Below are 19918 nucleotides of genomic sequence, written 5' to 3' on the forward strand. Positions count from 1 at the left end.
GGTCATCCGCTATATCTTTTGCGTTTTTCAACGCAAAAGGATACCGCTTCTACCCCTAACGCAAAAAAACAACAGTAATGAATAGAATACAAACACGATTACAGCATAACAAAAAGATTCTCTCTATATATTTTACAGCAGGTTTCCCTAATTTAGAGGATACGGTATCTATTATCAAATCTCTAGAAGAGAATGGAGTAGACATGATAGAGATTGGTTTACCTTTTAGTGATCCGCTAGCAGATGGACCAACCATACAGTCAATTTCTACGAAAGCTCTCAAGAACGGAATGACTACCAAAATTCTTTTTGAGCAACTTAAAGATATCCGCGAAAGCGTAAAAATTCCTTTATTAATTATGGGTTATTTTAATCCTATTTTTCAATATGGGGTAGAGAAATTTTGTAAAAAATGTAAAGAAATTGGTATTGACGGACTTATAATTCCAGATCTTCCTCTAGAAGTCTATGAAGAAGAGTATCACTCTATTTTTAAAAATTATGGGCTTTTAAATATTTTTCTCATCACCCCACAAACTTCTGAAGTACGTATTAGAAAAATTGATGCCATTTCTAAAGGTTTTATCTATATGGTAAGTTCGGCAAGTGTAACTGGAGGAAAGAATAGTTTTGGAAAAGAACAGCTTCATTATTTTGAACGTATTCATAACCTGAAATTAAAAGCCCCACAAATTGTTGGCTTTGGAATTCGTCATCAAGAAAGTTTTTTTCAGGCAACCAAATTTGCAAATGGAGCAATTATAGGTTCTGCTTTTGTAAATTTCTTAAGAGAAAATTCAATTCAGCAAATAGATACTTTTACACGTAAATTTAATTCTCTTAAAAAATAAACCTCAGACCAACCTCACTACTTCACAAATGCTTAACAAGAAATTACAAGTGTTTTAATACAAATGACTTTTGCGATGAGTTATCTTTAAATTGAACTAAAATAATAACATTATGGGACGTATTGAAGATAAGCATAGAGAAAGAAAGCATAAAGACGTAGATAATCCTTTAGGAGAGTTTGGAGATAGAAACGAGAAAACGAATAAAGTATACATCGATGAAAAGACCATTAAAGGACAACAAAACAAAGAATAATTTTTCATTCAAATTATGTTTTAAAAGCTATCTAGAAAGCAAACCACGAGCGTTTAACCTTAAATTCTTGTCTTTTGATTTTAGATAGCTTTTTTATTTTGGCAGATTTATTGATATGATAAAGGTAAATCCACTCTATTATGAAAAATCTACTCTTATTTCTAAGTTTCTCGCTACTCACTTTAGACTCTCTTTGCGCCAAAAGCATTACCGGAAAAATAACCGATAATTCTGGTGCCCCTCTTCCCAGCGTTCAAATAATTATACAAGGAAACACTTCTGGCACCTTAACCGATTTTGATGGAAACTATAGTATTGAAGCTAAGAAAGGAGATATTCTTGTTTTTAGTTACATCGGTTTTAAAACCGAAACTCATAAAGTGACCACTAAAAATATTATAAACGTGAGTTTAGAACCTTCAGGAGCATTAGAAGAAGTCGTAGTGCAAACAGATATGGCTATGGAAAAAGAAGTTCGTGGGATTGCTATTCATAGACAGCCCATTAGACCTTACCCTAATACAACTCATCGCGAATCTTATAAAGGAATTGAAGAAAACACGTTTAAAATGGTGAAAGCTTCTCCGCTTTCCACTTTTTCTATAGATGTAGACAAAGCGGGTTATAGCAATGTGAGACGCATGGTTAATAACGGACAAGAAGTCCCTAAAGATGCAGTAAAAATTGAAGAAATGATTAATTATTTTCATTACAATTATCCGAAACCTCAAGGAAAACACCCCTTTTCTATCAACACCGAAGTAAATACCACCCCGTGGAATAAAAACAGCAAACTCATTAAAATAGGACTCCAAGGAAAAACCGTTCCTATGGACGACATTCCGCCTTCTAACTTAGTGTTTCTCATCGATGTTTCGGGATCTATGAATTCCCAAAATAAACTTCCCTTATTAAAATCGGCTTTTAAATTGCTGGTCAACCAACTTCGGGACGAAGACAAAATTAGTATTGTCACTTATGCTGGGGCCGCAGGATTAGTCCTACCTCCTACTTCTGGTGATGATAAAAATAAAATTATGGATGCCTTAGATAATTTGAATGCTGGAGGTTCTACCGCTGGCGGACAAGGAATTATTTTGGCTTATAAAACTGCGGAAGAAAACTTTATCAAAAACGGAAACAACCGTGTTATCCTAGCCACCGATGGTGATTTTAATGTGGGAGCGAGCAGTGACCGAGCGATGCAAGACTTGATTGTAGAGAAAAGAAATAGCGGAGTCTTTCTAACTTGCTTAGGTTTTGGTATGGGGAATTACCAAGATAGTAAAATGGAAACTTTAGCAGATAAAGGTAACGGAAATCACGCTTATATTGATACCATGCAAGAAGCGCAGCGCATCTTAGGAACCGAATTTGGAGGTACACTGTATACCATTGCTAAAGATGTGAAAATTCAGGTGGAGTTCAATCCTACTTTTGTGCAAGCCTACCGACTTATAGGTTACGAAAACCGATTGTTGAATGATGAAGACTTTAACGATGATAAAAAAGACGCGGGAGAATTAGGAAGCGGCCACACGGTAACGGCGCTTTACGAAATCATTCCCACAGGCGTTAAAAGTAAATGGTTAAAAGATATTGACGATTTAAAATACAGCGAGAAGAAATCAGTTAACAAACAAAAAGACTTATTTACGGTTAAATTTAGATATAAACTACCCGACGGAGACCAAAGTAAGCTGATTGAACACGTGGTTTCCGCTAAAGAACTCAATAAAAATAAGGCTTCCGCGGATTTTAAATTCGCTTCAGCTGTAGCTATGTTTGGTATGAAACTAAGAGATTCAGAATATATAGAAAACACAACATACGAAACTATTCAAGACTTAGCCAAAGAAGGAAAAGGGAACGATGAAGAAGGCTATAAAGCAGAGTTTATTCGTTTGGTGAGAGCATCACAATAGAATTTTACATTAAGCATTTCGAACCCTATAACTAAAGACCTGAAATTGCTCGGGTCTTTTTTTATTCATTATAAGAAAAGCTTTTTTAACATATCAAGCTTTAAATTCCTAAAAAATGGTTAATTAGGCATTTAAGAGATGACAAAAATCTTAGATTTATTGCTAACCTTAAAAAACTTAAAAGATGGATCAAGAAAAATTAGACCATATGCGTTCGGTTTTAAATAAACTGGAAGACATAAAAAACAGTCAGGAAAGTATTATAGATAAAATTAATCATGTCATTACAGATTTATTTCAGCATCCCGATAAAAAACTAGAAAAAGTGATGGAAGATGCACATCAAAAATCCTCAGACAATGTAGATGGAGTAAGAGAAGCTTTAGAAGATTATGAAATGAGGATTAACAAAATTGAAAATGAAAATTAAACAAAATATTTGTATATTTTCTATCAAAAAATCAGCAGTACAGCAAATAAGCTTCCTTAAATCTAAAATTATTACTAAACTGTAGTTAATTACTCGTTAAATATAATTTACTCAACTGCTTATTTATTTACATTTACTTCATACTAACTAACAAAGAAAAAACATTATGAGAGATTTAGTTTGGCTGATTGTAGTAATTTTAGTGATAGGGTGGCTTGTAGGTTTTGTTGCCTTCCCAGATTTGGGAGGTATTGTACACATCTTGATTGTATTAGCTGTTATTTTGATTATCTATAAGCTTATTACAGGAAGAAATGTTTAAATATTAACTTTGAAAGTATTAACTTTATAACTTTAACAACTAAAATTTTAAATTATGAATTTCAAGAAATTATTTTTAGGACTATTTGCAGTAGGACTCTTATCAACAGCTTTTGTAAGTTGTAGAGACACAGGAGATAAAATAGCAGACGATATTGAAGACGTTGCTGACGATGTTGGTGATGCAGTAGATTAAATTGAAAAAGCCTCTAAAAGTAGAGGCTTTTTTTTACCTTTCTATTAAGAAAAACACCCATGAAAAAAACACTACTTCTTCCCTTTATCGCAATTTTCACTTTCGTTCTAGTGAGTTGCGAAGAATCAGCAAAAAACAAAACAGAAGAAACTCAAAACCAAGAACTTAGAAAGATTTCGTTACTCCAAAAAATAGCCAATGCCAATGGTTTTCAAGAATGGGAAAATGTGGATAAGGTCTCCTTTACATTTAATGTAGATCGAGATACCACACATTTTGAAAGGTCTTGGGAATGGAAGCCTAAAGAGGACAAAGTAAAAATGTTAGCTTCTAATGATACCCTAGAATATCATACCAATCAAGTAGAAAAAGACTCTACTTTAATGAAAGCAGATCAAGCTTTTGTCAATGATAAATATTGGTTGTTATTTCCATTTCAACTCATTTGGGATGATGGTTTTAAACATTCTACGAAAGAGAATATAAGCTCTCCGCTTAAGAGTGAAAAAGTCACTGAATTAACGATAGATTATAATTCAGAAGACGGTTACACCCCTGGAGATCTTTATAAAGTCTATTTCGATGCTAATTACATGATAAAAGAATGGGCGTATTATCCTGGTGGTAATAAAGAACCTCGCATAATTAGCACTTGGGAAGACTACGAAACTCAAAAAGGTATCAAATTTGCTAAAATGCATCAAGATAGCACTGGTAATTTTAAACTTTACTTCACTAAAGTATCAATTCGGTAATTGAGTTTCCATTTATGTAGAACACTCATTAATTATTGCTAAATTTGTGGTAAACCCACCTGTTTAGAAAATAATTGACAATGACTAACTACAAAAACACTTTAGAATTTGCTAAAGAATTAGATCAAAAAGATCCTTTAGCAGATTTTAGAAACCAATTTCATATCCCTACTAATCCAGATGGTTCTCAGCAAATTTACCTTTGCGGAAATTCATTAGGCTTACAACCCAAAAAAACCAAAGAATACCTTCAAGAAGAATTAACCGACTGGGCCAATTTAGGCGTAGAAGGGCATACCCAAGCAAAACATCCTTGGATGCCTTATCACGAATTTTTATCCGAAAAAATGGCTAAAATCGTAGGTGCAAAACCTAGTGAAGTAGTCATGATGAATACGCTAAGCGTCAACCTTCATTTGATGATGGTGAGCTTTTTTCGTCCTACTTCAAAAAAATATAAAATTCTTATAGAAAGTGATGCTTTCCCTTCAGATAAATATGCGGTAGAATCCCAATTGAAACTACACAATATAAATCCTAAAGATGGACTTATCTTATGGAAACCCAGAGAAGGAGAAGAGTTATGCCGATTGGAAGATTTAGAGAAAATCATGAAAGAGCAAGGTGATGAAATTGCTTTGGTGATGATTGGAACCACTAATTATTATACGGGACAATCTTTTCCAATCAAAGAAATCACTCAGTTAGCACACCAATACAATTGTAAGGTTGGTTTTGATTTGGCTCACGGAGCAGGAAATATTCAGCCGCAGCTTCACGATAGCGGCGCAGATTTTGCTGTTTGGTGTAGTTATAAATACCTAAATAGTGGTCCCGGAAGTGTGGGAGGCTGTTTTGTGCACGAAAAACACGCCTACGATAAAAACCTAAAACGATTTGCCGGTTGGTGGGGGCACAACAAATCTACCCGTTTTAATATGCGCCACGATTTTGATCCTATTCCCGGAGCCGAAGGTTGGCAATTAAGCAATCCGCCTATTTTATCTATGGCAGCCATTAGAGCTTCTTTAGATGTGTTTGATGAAGCAGGGTTTGATAACATTAGAGAAAAAGCCGTAAAACTTACTGGCTTTTTAGAATATTTATTACACCAAATTAAGGACGATCGCATAGAGTTGATTACGCCTACAAATCCGCAAGAGCGAGGTTCACAAATCTCGATCAAGCTAAAAGGAGTAACCAAACAATTATTTAACGATTTGATGAACGCTGGAGTAATCAGTGATTGGAGAGAGCCTAATGTGATTAGGATTGCCCCTATCCCACTCTACAATTCTTACCAAGATGTGTTTGGTATGGTTCAAATCTTAAAAAAATTACTAAAGTAATATGAAAGAACAAGAACATATTCTAGTTATTGGCGCCGGTCTTTGCGGAAGTCTTTTCGCTTTAAGATTAGCCCAAAGAGGTTATAAAGTAAGCTTAGTTGAAAAAAGACCCGATTTAAGAAGCACCGATATTTCTGCAGGAAGATCCATCAATTTAGCATTTTCAGATCGTGGTATAAAAGCCATGAATCTCGTCGGATTAAAAGGAAAAGCAAAAGATTTGTGTATTCCCATGCACGGAAGAATGATTCATAACCTAGAACAAGAAGAATTTTTATCACGCTACAGCGGATTAGAATCAGAATACATCAACTCCATTTCTAGGTCAGATTTAAATGCTTTGTTACTGGATGAAGCCGAAAAAATGCCTCACCTAAGTACTCAATTCAATCAAGCTTGCATCGATGTAGATTTACAAAATGCCAAAGCTACTTTTGAAGATTTTAATACTAAAGAAAAATCTACCATCCAAGCTGATGTTATATTTGGTACGGATGGCGCAGGTTCTGTGGTTAGAAAAAGCATGCTAGACGATCATTTGTTCTTATTTAGTTTTTCACAAGATTATTTGTCGCACGGTTATAAAGAACTCACTATTCCTGCCGGAAAAGATGGAGGTTTTAGAATAGAAAAGAACGCTTTACATATTTGGCCTAGAGGAGAAAATATGGTGATTGCGCTTCCTAACCTTGACGGAAGTTTTACCGTGACTCTATTTTTATCTTACGAAGAAGGAGAGCATAATTTTAAAAATTTAGACACTCCAGAAAAGGTGAAAGCTTATTTTGAAAAAATGTATCCTTCCGCGGCAGCGCATATGCCAACTTTAACTGAAGACTTTTTCAACAACCCTACAAGTCCGTTAGGAACGGTAAAATGTTCTCCTTGGAATAGCTTTGGAAAAGTGATGTTATTGGGAGATTCTGCTCATGCTATTGTTCCGTTTTACGGACAGGGTATGAATGCTTCTTTTGAAGATGTGGTTGTCTTCGATGAAATTTTAGATCTTTATGAAGGAGACTGGAATAAGGTTTTCAAAGAATATCAGAAAAAGAGAAAAGTAGACACCGATGCGATTGCTGAATTGGCGATTGATAATTTTCACGAAATGAAGGAGCACACCGCGGCACCTATATTTCAGAAAAAAAGAAAATTAGAAACTGCTTTTGAGCAAGAGTTTCCTAAAGAATATGCTTCAAAATACCGATTAGTGACTTTTCAGGAAAACATTAGCTACTCAGAAGCGCTTAAAAAAGGAAGAGCACAAGACAAAGCCATTCTTAACTTATTGGCGCAGGATAAAATAAATGAAGACGCTTCTTTACAAGAAAAACTTCATTTAGTGAATAAAGAAACGCAAGAAATATTAGAAGAAGATGCCGTTTTAAAAACAAATTAGTTTTAAAAACAGTAAAAGCCACCCACTATGAATAACGAAGAAATTGCAAAAATACTCGATCAAGCCGCAAAAGATGCAACCGCAATCCAACAAATGGGCGAGAAACACGACTTCTCCTTAGAAGACGCGTATGAAATACAACGCCATTCTATCAATAGACGTTTGGATCGCGGAGAGAAAATCACAGGATTTAAACTAGGATTTACCTCGCGTGCAAAAATGGAGCAAATGGGAGTTCACGATCTTATTTGGGGAATTTTAACCGATGAAATGGAATTAAAACCTCAAGAAGAAGTGAATTTAGACCGATGGATTCATCCAAGAGCAGAACCAGAAATCGCGTTTAGGATCTCTAAAGACATTGAAGAGTCTATTGGTTTAAAAGAGATTCACAAGTATGTAGATGCGATGGCTCCAGCCTTAGAAATTATAGATTCTAGGTACGAAAATTTTAAATTTTCTTTAGAAGATGTGGTGGCAGATAATTGCTCTTCCACAGGATATGTAATTGGCGATTGGTTAGATTTAAATACAGAAATTTCCGATTTAGATATCGATTTACGTATTGATACGCACGTTGTACAATCAGGGAAAACCTCGGCGATACTTAACAATCCGCTTCAATCTTTAGTAGAATTAAGCCGTTTAGCTTCTAAAGCAGGAATCATAATTCAAGAAGGTCAAGTTGTACTGGCTGGTGCGGCGACTGCAGCGGTTTATTTAGAAAAGAATCAGCATGTAGAAGCGCAAGTGGAGGAATTAGGAAATATTTCATTTCAAACAAAATAAGAATTAGACTTTAGATATAGAAAGTAGGTTTTTTAAAAGGAACCTCTTTTTGATTAAAATCTCTAGTACTTTACAAGATATAATTATGGATAAAGGGAAAGTAATTGAAGGAAAAGCAACACCAAGAGGAAAATACCCACACATAAGAAAAGTGGGTGATTTTATCTTTGTTTCAGGAACCAGTTCGCGTCGCGCAGATAATACTTTTGCAGGCGTAGAAGTAGACGAAATGGGAACCACAAGTCTAGATATCAAAAAACAAACCGCAGCGGTTTTAGAGAATATTGATAGTATTCTTCAACAAGAAGGCTCGAGTTTAAAAGATGTGGTAGACGTGACCAGCTTTTTGGTAAATATGAACGATTTTAAAGGTTACAATGAAACTTACGGCGAATTCTTTGAGCCCGAAACTGGCCCTACTAGAACCACCGTTGCCGTTCACCAATTACCACATCCTCATTTATTGGTAGAAATAAAGGTTATGGCTTATAAAAAGCAAGCTTATGCAGGACATTAAAAATTTTATTGGCGGTAAGCTTCAAAAGCCTTTAGGCGACCAATGGTTGGATAATTACAATCCTGCCAAAGGGGAAGTCTACTCAAAAATCCCTGCCAGCAATGCAAAAGATGTAGAGCAAGCATTAGAAGCCGCAAAAGAAGCTTTTCCTATTTGGTCAAAATATACGATCGAGCAACGCAGTAAAGCACTTCATGAAATCGCCGATAAAATTGAAGAGAATCTAATCGCTTTCGCGGAAGCAGAATCATTAGATAACGGAAAACCTTTGAGTTTAGCCTTAACGGTTGACATCCCGCGTGCGATAAGCAACTTTAGATTTTACGCCCAAGCGATTACACAATTTGCCAGTAAATCTCACGAAACTGTGGGTACCAACAGCATCAATTTTACGTTAAAAAAACCTGTGGGCATAGTAGGTTGTATTTCTCCGTGGAATCTTCCACTTTATTTATTCTCTTGGAAAATAGCGCCAGCTCTAGCTGCAGGGAATTGTGTCGTGGCTAAACCGAGTGAAATCACGCCCATGACCGCGTATTTACTCAGTAAAATTTGTCAGGAAACCAGTTTACCAGAGGGCGTGTTAAATATTGTTCACGGGACAGGTCCAGATACAGGGCAAGCGATTGTAGAACATCCAGAAATTAAGGCTATATCTTTTACGGGAGGAACCAAAACCGGAAAAATGATTGCTAGAACTGCAGCGCCTATGTTTAAAAAATTATCTTTAGAACTTGGCGGAAAAAATCCTAACCTCATTTTTGCTGATTGCGATTATGATAAAATGCTGCAAACTACATTAAGATCTTCTTTTGCTAATCAAGGACAAATTTGCCTTTGCGGAAGCCGAATTTTTGTAGAAGAAAGTATCTATGAGAAATTTAAAACCGATTTTGTAGCGGCTGTCAAAGAGTTGAAAGTGGGGCCACCTTCTGAAGCATCCAGCAATTTAGGCGCTTTGGTTTCTAAAGAACATTTAGAAAAAGTGTACAAGCACATTCAAAGTGCACCTCAACAAGAAGCTACTATTTTATGTGGCGGAAATAAGGTAAAGGTAAAAGATCATGAAAATGGCTACTACCTAGAGCCTACAGTCATCGAAGTAAAAAGCAATTCTTGTGACCTCAACCAACAAGAAATTTTTGGTCCGGTAGTTACGATAATGCCTTTCTCTTCAGAAAAAGAAGCCTTAGCTTTAGCCAACGATGTACGTTACGGACTTTCGGCTACAGTTTGGACCAACGACCTTAACAGAACCATGCGACTTAGCAATAGCCTGGAAACCGGAATTGTTTGGGTGAATACTTGGCTCAACAGAGATTTGAGAACTCCTTTTGGCGGTATAAAAGACAGCGGAGTAGGTCGTGAAGGCGGCTTTGAAGCTTTAGAATTTTTTACCGAACCCAAAAATATTTGCATACAATATTCTAGCTAACCCATTAACCAACCCTAAACCCACCACCCTATGAAAAAGAAACTTCGCATAAACGGACACTCGCATTTATTACCTTACCCTCACGAAATTCCCGCTTTTATGAAGGAGAAGGAAATTTTTTGGGTAGATGAGGAACGTAAATTTATGCTTCAAAAGAATTGGAAAAGACCCGTCACCGATTCTAGTTTCTTTTTAGACGAAAAGTTGGAATGGATGGAGCGTTATGATATTGATCACGCGGTAGTTCTTAACCTTTCCCAGCTTTACGGAAATGGTTTGCGCGTGGAAGAGATGAAAAAAGCTTTGCGTTTTCAGAATGATTTTAATGCCAAAGTACAACGAGATCACCCTTCAAAATTTACATGTGGGTTTGTGGTTCATCCAGGTTTTGTTCGCGGTGCTTTATGGGAAATTGAACGTTGTGTAGAGGAGTTGGGAATGCAGTTATTGTGTCTTCCTACGCACTATATGGATAGTATTGGAACGTGGCGTTGTATTTTTGATGAAGAAAATGAACCCATCTTTGAAATGGCGAGTAAGTATAACTTGGCAGTGGAAATACATCCGTATGACGGAGAAAAATTTATTTTATTAGAGAATACTTCTTGGCGTTTTCACTTGATATGGATGCTTGCCCAATGTGCAGATGCGTATCACTTTTTAACGCTAAATGGCTACCCAGATAAATACCCTAATATGCGGGTTTGTTTTGCTCACGGCGGACAGTTAGCGCAAATTAACTTAGGAAGAAGAATACAAGGTTTTGATGGTCGACCAGATTTGTTTGAAGACAAAACACACCCTAGAAAATCTGTAGGTCATAAAAATATCTTTTTTGATACTTTAGTTCATGATACCGGTTCGTTAAAATTATTGGTAGAAAATCAAAAGCCAAAACAAATTATTGCTGGTTTAGACGATCCTTACCCACTTGGGGAAATGGATAGTGCGCAGCAATCTTCTTATCCAGGTAAAATATTAGACTTAGCGGTAGAAAGAGAAATTTTGACCCTAGAGCAACGTGATGATATTTGGGAAGATAATGTGATCCAATGGTTGTGTGGTGATGATCAAGCAGCAAAAGATAAATTGGTAAAACGTATTTTGGGCTAATGCATTTTTTATCAGAAGAAATTAATCAATATGTAGAGCAACATTCTCAAAAAGAACCAGAATTGCTCCAGCGGTTGCACCGAGAGACTTTTCAAAAAATCCTGCAACCGCGCATGTTAAGCGGTCATTTTCAAGGGAGAGTCTTAAGCATGCTTGCAAAACTTATTCGGCCTAAAAACATACTGGAAATTGGCACTTATACAGGTTATTCTGCGTTATGCTTAGCGGAAGGAATGCAGACTGATGGAAATTTACATACGATCGATAAGAATGAAGAGTTGGTTGATTTTCAGCGGAAATATTTTGATCTTTCTCCTTGGGGAAGTCAAATTCATCAACATTTAGGAGATGCCCTGGATCTTATTCCTGATTTAAAAGAAAACTTCGATTTGGTGTTTATTGATGCCGATAAGCAAAACTATCCTAATTATTTTGATATTATTTTACCCAAAATGAATCCTGCAGGAATTATTTTATCCGACAATGTGCTTTGGAGTGGAAAAATAATAGAACCCTTAAAAAAAGGAGATTTAGATACTGAAGCTTTACTTCATTACAATAAAATGATCAATGAAGATCCAAGAGTAGAAACTGTACTTCTGCCTATAAGAGACGGATTAACGCTTACCCGGGTACTTTAAATTGGTGTCGATAAGTTTTTTATAAAGCAGGTAACAAATAAAGGCACAAATAAGTCCTACGATGGCTCCGCCTATTAAGTCACTGGGATAATGAACTCCTACGTAAACTCTACTTATAGCGAATAGAAACGGCCATAGGTAAATGATGTAAATCCATTTCCAACGTTTTCTTAAAACTAAGACTAAAAATGTGGTTATGGCAACAGAGGTAGACGTATGTCCAGAAACAAAGCTATAATAACTTGGTTCCTGTAATATTCGTATCACATCTTTAAACTCGGTTACATTATTGGGTCTGGCTCTAGCTATAGTAGCTTTAATCACACGCGTTACTCCAAAACTAAGAGCAAAACTTGCTAAAAAAGATAGCACTCCAATAATAATATTCTTTCTGCTGTGGGAAATGATAATTAAGACGAAGAATAAAATATAAAGAGGAATCCAAGTATCTTCTTGCGTGATAAAAATCCAAAAGCTATCAAAGCGTTCTCCTCCTAACCCGTTAAGATAAATAAAAAAATCCCGATCCCATTGCTTGAGTTGTCCAATCATAACCGATTATAGCTTTCTACGAATAGAACCTGTAATCTCATCAATCTCTTCTTTGACCTTATCTACTTCTTCCTTAATATTCTTACCCCCCATTTCACCAATTTGTTTATTGGAGGTAATCTCTGTCTTGATATCATTGGTCGCGTCTTTGATAGTACGCATTCCTTTTCCTAAACCTTTTGCGATTTCGGGGATTTTATCTGCGCCAAATACCATTACCAATATAAATACGATAAAAGCTATCTCGGCACCACTTATAAATAAAGGTATCATTTGCATGATACAAATATAACATGAAAAAAAAAGCTGACTCGTTAAAGTCAGCTTAAAAATTAAATCAGTTCCATATTAACCTTTTGTCTTTTCTTTTTTGAATTTTTCAAACTCATTGGTTCCTTCTTCTTGAGGCCAAGAATTGTTGGAGGTATCCACATCTGCAGTTTCCATATCTGGATCTACTATTACAGACTCTAATTCTTTATTGGTAGCCAATACACGAGTTACTTCTTTATCGTTCTTTCTCCAAATTTGTGCTGGGTAAGTCATTCGTTCTGAAGTACCATCTTTATAGTTATATTCCACGATAAGAGGCATCACCAGTCCGCCTGGCTTATTAAATGTAATTTGATAGAAGTGTTTAGGAACATCCATACGTTGACGCTCTTGTTCCGTAAAGTTATCCATCATAAAAGATTTTAACTTAGGCGCATTTTCTTCCGCAGATTTATTTTTCATCGCTGGAGTATACTCATCACTACCCTCTTCTACTACATATAATGCATCCACTTGGGAAGGATCTTCCACCCCGTAGCGTTCCAACATTTTTTTACCTGCTTTGGTTGGCTGATCTGTTACATAGTACGATTTCACATCTTCTACACCTATATCCACATAGTCGGTAGTATAAAACCAACCTCTCCAATACCAGTCTAGATCCATTCCTGAAGCATCTTCCATTGTTCTAAAGAAATCTTCTGGCGTAGGATGCTTAAACATCCATCTTTTAGAGTAAATTTTAAAGGCATGGTCAAACATTTCTTTCCCCATTACGGTTTCTCTCAAAATATTTAAAGCCGTTGCTGGTTTCCCATAAGCATTGTTTCCTAATTGGAAAACTTGCTCTGGATTGCTCATAATGGGAGTGATAAAATCTTGACTCCCTTTCATATAATTAGTGATTTTTGTAGGCTCTCCTCTTCTAGACGGATAGTTTTCTAAAGGACTAATCGCTTCAGGGTATCTTTTTCCAAACTTCTGTTCAGATACAAATTGCAAAAAGCTATTTAAGCCTTCATCCATCCAACCCCATTGACGCTCGTCACTATTCACAATCATGGGAAAAAAGTTATGCCCTACTTCGTGAATAATAACACTCACCATCCCAAATTTGGTGCGTTCGCTATAGGTTCCATCTTCGTTAGGACGACCATAGTTCCAGCAAATCATAGGATATTCCATCCCTTGATTTTTGGCGTGCACCGAAATCGCTTTGTGGTAAGGATAATCAAAAGTCATATCGCTATAGGTCGTTAAAGTATGTGCTACCGCTTTGGTAGAATACTCTTCCCATAATGGATTACCTTCCTTTGAATATAAAGAAACCGCCATCACTTCGCGATTTCCTACTTTTACGTTTTGCATATCCCAGATGTACTTTCTAGAGCTCGTAAAAGCAAAATCTCTAACCATATTGGCTTCAAACTCCCAGGTTTTAGTCCGATTAGAAAAACCTTTTTCGGCTTTCTCTGCTTCCTGTTGATTTACGATCACTACAGGCTTATCAAAAGATTTTTTTGCCTGCTCGTAGCGATTCATCATTTTTTTAGAAAAAACTTTTTTCCGATTTTGTAGCTTTCCTGTACCATCCACTATGTGATCTGCAGGAACTGTAATTTTCACTTTATAATCTCCAAAGGGTAAGGCAAACTCTCCGTCTCCCCAAAATTGAAAATTTTGCCATCCTTCAACATCATTATAAACCGCCATTCTTGGAAAGAACTGAGCAATGATATAAGCGTAATTTCCATCTTTCTCAAAATATTCATATCCAGAGCGTCCTCTATTTACTACATGATCATTAATATTATACCACCATTTAATAGAAAAGTCTACCTTATCTCCAGACTCTAAAACCTTAGGAAGATCGATGCGCATCATCGTTTGATTGATGGTATATTTTAACGGAAATCCGTTTTGAGTTACCTTTTCTATGTTAAAACCACCGTCAAAAGGTTCTTCTATAAATTGAGAAACAAAACGACCTGTCTGGTTCACTTCGCCGATTCCATTACCATCCTGCAATTTGGTTTTACTGTCTTTTGCTCGAATATTTTGATCTAATTGCACCCATAAATATTCTAACTTATCTGGAGAATTATTTGTGTATGTGATCGTTTCTTCTCCGCTTATTTTTTGATTTTTATCATCTAAAACCACTTCCATATCATAATCGGCTGTATTTTGATAATACGCAGGACCTGGAGCTCCAGAAGCCGTCCTATATTGGTTAGGAGTCGAAAACTCTTGATAAAGCTGCCTAAATTTATTGGTGTTAGTGTGTCCTTGTTCTGCTTCTTTTTTTACAGGCTCATCCTGAGCAAAAACCGCCACACTTGCCATCGCAAGAATAAAGGTGATTGCTATTTTAAAATGTTTCCTATTCATGAAATATAGTTTTAATTTATAGGTAATTTAGTCAAATTCTATTAGGTCTGTTGGTTTATCCTTTACCAATAAAAGGGATTCTGTTTCCCCATCTTTCTCAAAATGAACCAAGTTTTTTTGGTCTTCAAACAAATCGGTTAACAAGAGATTGGTAATTTTTACTGATGAAAATGCTCTAACATTTTCAATTTCAAAATAACAAATAATAAGATCGTCTTCATAGCGCTTTCCTATAAAATTAAGCTGAAGATCTTGATTATGGATGTTTATTTTTAATTTTTTTCTGAAATACTTCTCGATATAGGAATTATTTTCGGCAAGATCTTGATCTCTCAACAACTCCACTCTACTGTCATAGCGAGTTTGAAGTAATTTCTGAAAGTCATCTACAAAAAGTCGAGTGATGAGTTGAACCGAAGAAGATTCTTCTACATATTCTGCATTGGTGACACTTAAGTAAAACTTATGCGCCCCACTAAATGAAAAGCAGGAGCAGATTAGAAATAAAAAAATAAGCTTCTTAAGGTTGTTCATCTTCGATTTCTTTAAACTTTTGGTAGCTAATAGCGTTTTCCTTTAAAAACTCGATCAAGGCTAAAGTTGGCTTCTCTTTGACTATCAATTCCTTAAAAGGTTTAAAGCTGATGCAATAATAAAGAAAATCCTCGATAAGAGGTTCAGGTATTTCTAATTCTTCGGTATAAAAGTCAATAGGAAAAATGTAGTAAGCTTTTTCCATCAGTCCTTTTTCTTTTTCGTAATCCAACTGACGGTAAACCATAGCCAATCTCCCCGAAAAATAATTAATAATAGGATCTACCGGAATAATTCCTCCGCCTGTAATGGTTGCCGTGTAAATTCTCCTTTCGGCTAAGGTAGATCTATTTCTTACTACCGGTAATCCAAAACTAGCCGCATTTAAATAAGGTTGAGTCTCTATAGTTTCCACGTCTTTCTGGAGTAATCCTGTTAGGTTAAGGTCAGAAATATTCACTTCTTCCAACTCATTCACTAATGGAAGCAAATAGATTCTCTTTTCACCTTTAAAGTCTTCCGCTACGACGGTAATTTGGTAAGGTTCATATTGCAACGAGGAAAAAAATAAGCTGTCTCCCGCTTTCGCGGAAATTTTAAATTTTCCATTGGCTTGATTGATGGTTCCTTGTTTAGAATTAAGATTCACCACATTCACTTCTCTAAATGAAATCGAATCGGCGATAATTTTTCCTGAAAAAACTCTTTTTTGCGCCCAAGAAACTCCTGAAAACAACAAAAAAACAATTAAGACAGGAATGTGTGATTTCATAATTACTCGTTCTATGGTGTTATTTTTCATAAAAAAAAACGCTTCCGCTGCGACGGAAAACTAAATAATTCTGATTCAGAAAAAACTCATTCAGAATTCTCTTTTTTAAACTTCTGATACGCTGTCACTTGATTTCGAAAAAAATCAATCATGACAAAAGCATCTTTCTGTTTGACCGTTTTTTTAAACCTTTCTTGATTAGAGCAGAAATACAAGAAATCGTCTATCAAAATGGGATCTATGCTCAGGGTTTCTTCTAATAAATTATTAGGAACCAAATGTCTACTTTGCTGAATAAGCAGTTCCAAATCTGCATATTCTTTTTGTCGTTTTAGCATTTCCATTCTTCCGCTAAGGACATCAATCAAAACCCCTACAGGTCCGCCAGAAGCTGCCGTATAAAGCCTGCGTTCCTCTACGGTTAATCTAGGAGCAGTTCTAATGGGGATGCCTAAATCTTGAGCGCTTAAGATAGGTTGCAGCTCCATATTGTTAGCATCTGCCAATAAATCTCTCGTTAAAGTTAAGGAGGAAATATTCACCTCTTCCAACTCATTTACCATTAGAAAAAGCACAATTTGGTTGTTTTCCTTTTGAAGCATTTCTAAATTAACTTCTACGATATGAGGCTCATATTTTACTGAAGAAAAAATAACTTTATCGCCTTCACTTGCTTGGATAGAAAATTTACCGGAAGCGGCATTTACCGTTCCCAATTTATTAGTGTAATTGACGATATTCACCTGAATTTCTGCAATAGAATCGGCTACAATTGTACCAGAAAATTCTTGGCTATTTTGCGCATTACTTCCCCAGAAGCCACAAATACATATAAAGAGAAAAAGGTAGTTTTTTTGCATAAAAAGAGTTACTTCTCTCCTAAAGACGCATTAATTGTTTTGTTGTTGCAATTTATAAGCTTTACCTTTTTCAATTAGAAACTCGATAAGGTCCAATTCATTGCCTTTTTCTAGCAGCCGCTTTTCCAAACCATTTTCTTGCGCGTAGAAAATAAATTCATTTATATTTTCTTTCTTAATGTCTAGATTACGCTTAAAAAAATCGTCGTTATAGACTTTTCTAACGGCCACATCTATATCTTCCGTATTAGCATCTTTTCCTTTACTCTTATTTTTAAATATGGTTCTAAACATATTGGCAAAATTTAACCCATTGGTTAAATAACCTTTATCTATCGCGATATTATCAACCTTAGAATCTTTATCGTCTCTAAACTTATAATTATAGGTGTTCACCATTTCTAAAGAAGATAATTTAGTTCGGTTTACGCCTACTGTTTTTATCTTTGTCACATCGGCTTGCACGTTTCCAGAAAGGTCATAAGGTTTTAGAGTCACTTCATCCAATTCATTTACGGCTTCGCTAATTTTTATATTGATGGTTTTATTCTCCAAAACCCCTTCATCAACGATGACAATAAATGTTTGGTACTGAATAGAGGAAATCATGAGCCGGTCATTTAAGCCTACTTTAATAATAAACTCCCCATATTTACTAGTGGCAGCACCTTCGGTCGTATTCATATTATATATATTAATATCGTCGGCATCCATATAACTATCAACACTCACTTGTCCTTTAATAAATACTCTATTTTCAATTTGAGCATGGACGAAGCTTATATTCAGTAAAACAATTATTAAAAACAATCTTTTTTTCATAGCGGTTAGGGTTTTTAAGTAAACCTTATAGAAAACTTAAAAAAGTAATAATTCTTTTTTGTAGCTTTTCAATACTATAAATTTACATAAAAAAACCCGATATATGAATTGTATTATTGCAAGCACCTCTACCGTTCACGGTAGTAGCTACTTAGGTTATTTTCCCGATGCCTTAACGGAATTATTTAAGGGAGTAAAAGAAATTATTTTTATTCCCTACGCAAGACCAGGAGGCATTTCTCATGAGGAGTACACTAAAAAAGCCCAAGAAGGATTGGAGTTTTTAAATATAAATGTGGTGGGAATTCATCAAAAAGAAAATCCTAAGCAAGCGATTGAAAATGCAGAAGCCATTTTTACCGGGGGAGGGAATACATTTTTATTGGTCTCTCAACTGTATCAAAAAGATCTTATGCAAGCTTTAAGCGATAAGATAAAAAAAGGGTGTGCTTATTTAGGTACCAGCGCCGGAAGTAACATTTGTGGTAAAACGATGCATACCACCAACGATATGCCTATTATTCATCCGCCATCGTTTGACACGCTGGGACTTTTCTCATTTAATATCAATCCACATTATTTAGATCCAGACCCCACTTCTACGCATAAAGGAGAAACCCGGGAAACGAGAATAAAAGAATTTCAGCAACTACATCAAATTCCTGTGGTAGGCTTACGAGAAGGAAGCTGGATTCGCATGAAAGATCAAGATTTGATATTAAAAGGAGATTTGGAAGCTCGCGTATTTATTCCGCAGCAAGAAGCTATAGAAGTGAAGCCTAATCATTCATTTAAAAACCTATCTTAATGGATTATCAAGCCTTACTTAATATCATTGAAAAAGACTTGGAGAGCTTTGATCACCAAGGAAAAGTGGCCAGTTACATCCCCGAGCTTGCCTTTGTATCTCCCAATAAATTTGGAATGCACCTACACTGCATCAATGGAAAAGATTATTTTATTGGAGATAGTGAAGAGAAATTTTCGATTCAAAGTATTTCGAAGGTGTTCACTCTTACCTTAGCCAAAAAGCATAAAAGTAAAATATGGGATCGTGTAGATGTAGAGCCTTCTGGGAATCCTTTTAATTCTCTTATTCAGTTAGAAAAAGAAAAAGGAGTTCCTAGAAACCCTTTTATCAATTCGGGAGCTTTGGTCATCGCAGATATTTTAATAAGCTGTTTAGAAAACCCCAAAGAAGAGTTGCTAGCTTTTGTAAGGTATTTAGCCCAAGATCACGATATTTATTACGATGAAAAGGTTGCAGCTTCAGAAAAAAGTAAAGGATATAGAAATATCGCCTTAGTGAATTATATGAAGTCTTTGGGCAACATCAACAACGATGCAGATGATATTTTAGACTTTTACTTTCATCAATGCTCACTTGCGATGTCTTGCAGTCAGCTTTCAAAAGCATTTATGGTATTTGCCAATGAGGGGAAAATTATAGGAACTCAAGAGCGCGTCCTTAAAACCAAAAGCATTAAACGTATTAACGCGATTATGCAGACTTGTGGATTTTACGATGAAGCAGGGGAATTTAGCTTTAGAGTTGGTTTACCAGGAAAAAGTGGTGTTGGCGGAGGCATTGTAGCCATACATCCTCACCAATATGCCGTTGCCGTTTGGAGTCCCAAACTTAATGCGCATGGAAATTCAGAAAAAGGGATGCGGGCGTTAGAGGAACTGACTAGCCTTACCGGGCTTTCCATTTTTTAACATAAAAAAAAGCCTCTT

At 35.8% G+C, this 19918-nt stretch carries 23 protein-coding genes; 16 read left to right on the plus strand and 7 right to left on the minus strand.

From position 1 onward, the window contains the following. The first annotated feature begins 77 nt into the window (after nt 1–77). The 14 genes from trpA to RBU60_RS07820 all read left to right on the plus strand — a co-directional run bounded on the left by trpA (nt 78) and on the right by RBU60_RS07820 (nt 11977). Complete coding sequence (gene trpA / locus RBU60_RS07755; RefSeq protein WP_308864216.1) at nt 78–851, plus strand: tryptophan synthase subunit alpha; 774 nt, start codon at nt 78–80, stop codon at nt 849–851. Between the two features lie 112 nt (nt 852–963). Next, nucleotides 964–1107: a hypothetical protein gene (locus RBU60_RS07760; protein ID WP_308864217.1), complete on the plus strand. Its 144-nt coding sequence runs from the start codon at nt 964–966 to the stop codon at nt 1105–1107. Nucleotides 1108–1247: 140 nt separating this feature from the next. After that, nucleotides 1248–3032 (plus strand): vWA domain-containing protein, encoded by a 1785-nt coding sequence (locus RBU60_RS07765; protein ID WP_308864218.1) that lies wholly within the window; start codon nt 1248–1250, stop codon nt 3030–3032. A 184-nt stretch (nt 3033–3216) separates the two neighbouring features. Continuing rightward, on the plus strand, nt 3217–3462 hold the full coding sequence (locus RBU60_RS07770; RefSeq protein ID WP_308864219.1) for a hypothetical protein: 246 nt from the start codon (nt 3217–3219) through the stop codon (nt 3460–3462). 166 nt (nt 3463–3628) lie between these two features. Continuing rightward, complete coding sequence (locus RBU60_RS07775) at nt 3629–3784, plus strand: lmo0937 family membrane protein (RefSeq protein ID WP_308864220.1); 156 nt, start codon at nt 3629–3631, stop codon at nt 3782–3784. A 54-nt stretch (nt 3785–3838) separates the two neighbouring features. Next, nucleotides 3839–3979, plus strand: a complete 141-nt coding sequence (locus tag RBU60_RS07780) for a hypothetical protein (protein WP_308864221.1) — start codon at nt 3839–3841, stop codon at nt 3977–3979. A gap of 59 nt (nt 3980–4038) precedes the next feature. Beyond that, on the plus strand, nt 4039–4734 hold the full coding sequence (locus RBU60_RS07785; RefSeq protein WP_308864223.1) for a hypothetical protein: 696 nt from the start codon (nt 4039–4041) through the stop codon (nt 4732–4734). Between the two features lie 80 nt (nt 4735–4814). Beyond that, on the plus strand, nt 4815–6083 hold the full coding sequence (kynU, locus tag RBU60_RS07790) for a kynureninase (RefSeq protein ID WP_308864224.1): 1269 nt from the start codon (nt 4815–4817) through the stop codon (nt 6081–6083). 1 nt (nt 6084) lies between these two features. Then, nucleotides 6085–7482 carry an FAD-dependent oxidoreductase gene (locus RBU60_RS07795; RefSeq protein ID WP_308864226.1) on the plus strand — a complete coding sequence of 466 codons (1398 nt, stop codon included), beginning with the start codon at nt 6085–6087 and terminating at the stop codon, nt 7480–7482. 27 nt (nt 7483–7509) lie between these two features. Continuing rightward, nucleotides 7510–8271: a 2-keto-4-pentenoate hydratase gene (locus RBU60_RS07800; RefSeq protein ID WP_308864227.1), complete on the plus strand. Its 762-nt coding sequence runs from the start codon at nt 7510–7512 to the stop codon at nt 8269–8271. 85 nt (nt 8272–8356) lie between these two features. Continuing rightward, nucleotides 8357–8788, plus strand: coding sequence for a RidA family protein (locus RBU60_RS07805; protein WP_308864228.1), 432 nt, complete (start codon nt 8357–8359; stop codon nt 8786–8788). Continuing rightward, the gene (locus RBU60_RS07810; protein ID WP_308864229.1) at nt 8775–10223 is read left to right on the plus strand and encodes an aldehyde dehydrogenase; all 1449 of its coding nucleotides are present in this window, start codon (nt 8775–8777) and stop codon (nt 10221–10223) included. The genes RBU60_RS07805 and RBU60_RS07810 overlap by 14 nt, the downstream gene beginning before the upstream one ends. Before the next feature lie 30 nt (nt 10224–10253). Further along, entirely contained in the window at nt 10254–11336 is a 1083-nt protein-coding gene (locus RBU60_RS07815; protein ID WP_308864230.1) for an amidohydrolase family protein, read from the plus strand. Beyond that, complete coding sequence (locus tag RBU60_RS07820; protein WP_308864231.1) at nt 11336–11977, plus strand: O-methyltransferase; 642 nt, start codon at nt 11336–11338, stop codon at nt 11975–11977. Before RBU60_RS07815 ends, RBU60_RS07820 begins: the two co-directional genes overlap by 1 nt. Here RBU60_RS07820 and RBU60_RS07825 read toward each other — a convergent pair. The 7 genes from RBU60_RS07825 to RBU60_RS07855 form a co-directional block, all read right to left on the minus strand. Beyond that, nucleotides 11954–12529, minus strand: a complete 576-nt coding sequence (locus tag RBU60_RS07825; RefSeq protein WP_308864232.1) for a phosphatase PAP2 family protein — start codon at nt 12527–12529, stop codon at nt 11954–11956. The two genes, RBU60_RS07820 and RBU60_RS07825, sit on opposite strands and share 24 nt — an antisense overlap. Nucleotides 12530–12535: 6 nt before the next feature. Continuing rightward, entirely contained in the window at nt 12536–12808 is a 273-nt protein-coding gene (locus RBU60_RS07830) for a Sec-independent protein translocase subunit TatA/TatB (protein WP_308864233.1), read from the minus strand. Nucleotides 12809–12877: 69 nt separating this feature from the next. Then, nucleotides 12878–15193 carry a M1 family metallopeptidase gene (locus RBU60_RS07835; protein WP_308864234.1) on the minus strand — a complete coding sequence of 772 codons (2316 nt, stop codon included), beginning with the start codon at nt 15191–15193 and terminating at the stop codon, nt 12878–12880. A 27-nt stretch (nt 15194–15220) separates the two neighbouring features. Next, a complete protein-coding gene (locus RBU60_RS07840) occupies nt 15221–15727 on the minus strand; it encodes a DUF6702 family protein (protein ID WP_308864235.1) in 507 nt (168 codons plus the stop codon). Further along, a complete protein-coding gene (locus tag RBU60_RS07845) occupies nt 15714–16499 on the minus strand; it encodes a hypothetical protein (protein WP_308864237.1) in 786 nt (261 codons plus the stop codon). Before RBU60_RS07845 ends, RBU60_RS07840 begins: the two co-directional genes overlap by 14 nt. 86 nt (nt 16500–16585) lie before the next feature. Continuing rightward, a complete protein-coding gene (locus RBU60_RS07850; protein ID WP_308864238.1) occupies nt 16586–17359 on the minus strand; it encodes a peptidase associated/transthyretin-like domain-containing protein in 774 nt (257 codons plus the stop codon). A 30-nt stretch (nt 17360–17389) separates the two neighbouring features. Beyond that, on the minus strand, nt 17390–18181 hold the full coding sequence (locus RBU60_RS07855; RefSeq protein ID WP_308864239.1) for a peptidase associated/transthyretin-like domain-containing protein: 792 nt from the start codon (nt 18179–18181) through the stop codon (nt 17390–17392). 103 nt (nt 18182–18284) lie between these two features. Between RBU60_RS07855 and pepE the strand changes: the two genes are divergently transcribed. Both pepE and RBU60_RS07865 read left to right on the plus strand, forming a co-directional pair. Continuing rightward, entirely contained in the window at nt 18285–18989 is a 705-nt protein-coding gene (gene pepE / locus RBU60_RS07860) for a dipeptidase PepE (RefSeq protein WP_308864240.1), read from the plus strand. After that, entirely contained in the window at nt 18989–19900 is a 912-nt protein-coding gene (locus RBU60_RS07865; RefSeq protein WP_308864241.1) for a glutaminase, read from the plus strand. The genes pepE and RBU60_RS07865 overlap by 1 nt, the downstream gene beginning before the upstream one ends. Nucleotides 19901–19918 lie beyond the last annotated feature (18 nt).

The sequence above is a fragment of the Mesonia profundi genome (genome assembly GCF_031085155.1).
GTDB lineage: Bacteria > Bacteroidota > Bacteroidia > Flavobacteriales > Flavobacteriaceae > Mesonia > Mesonia profundi.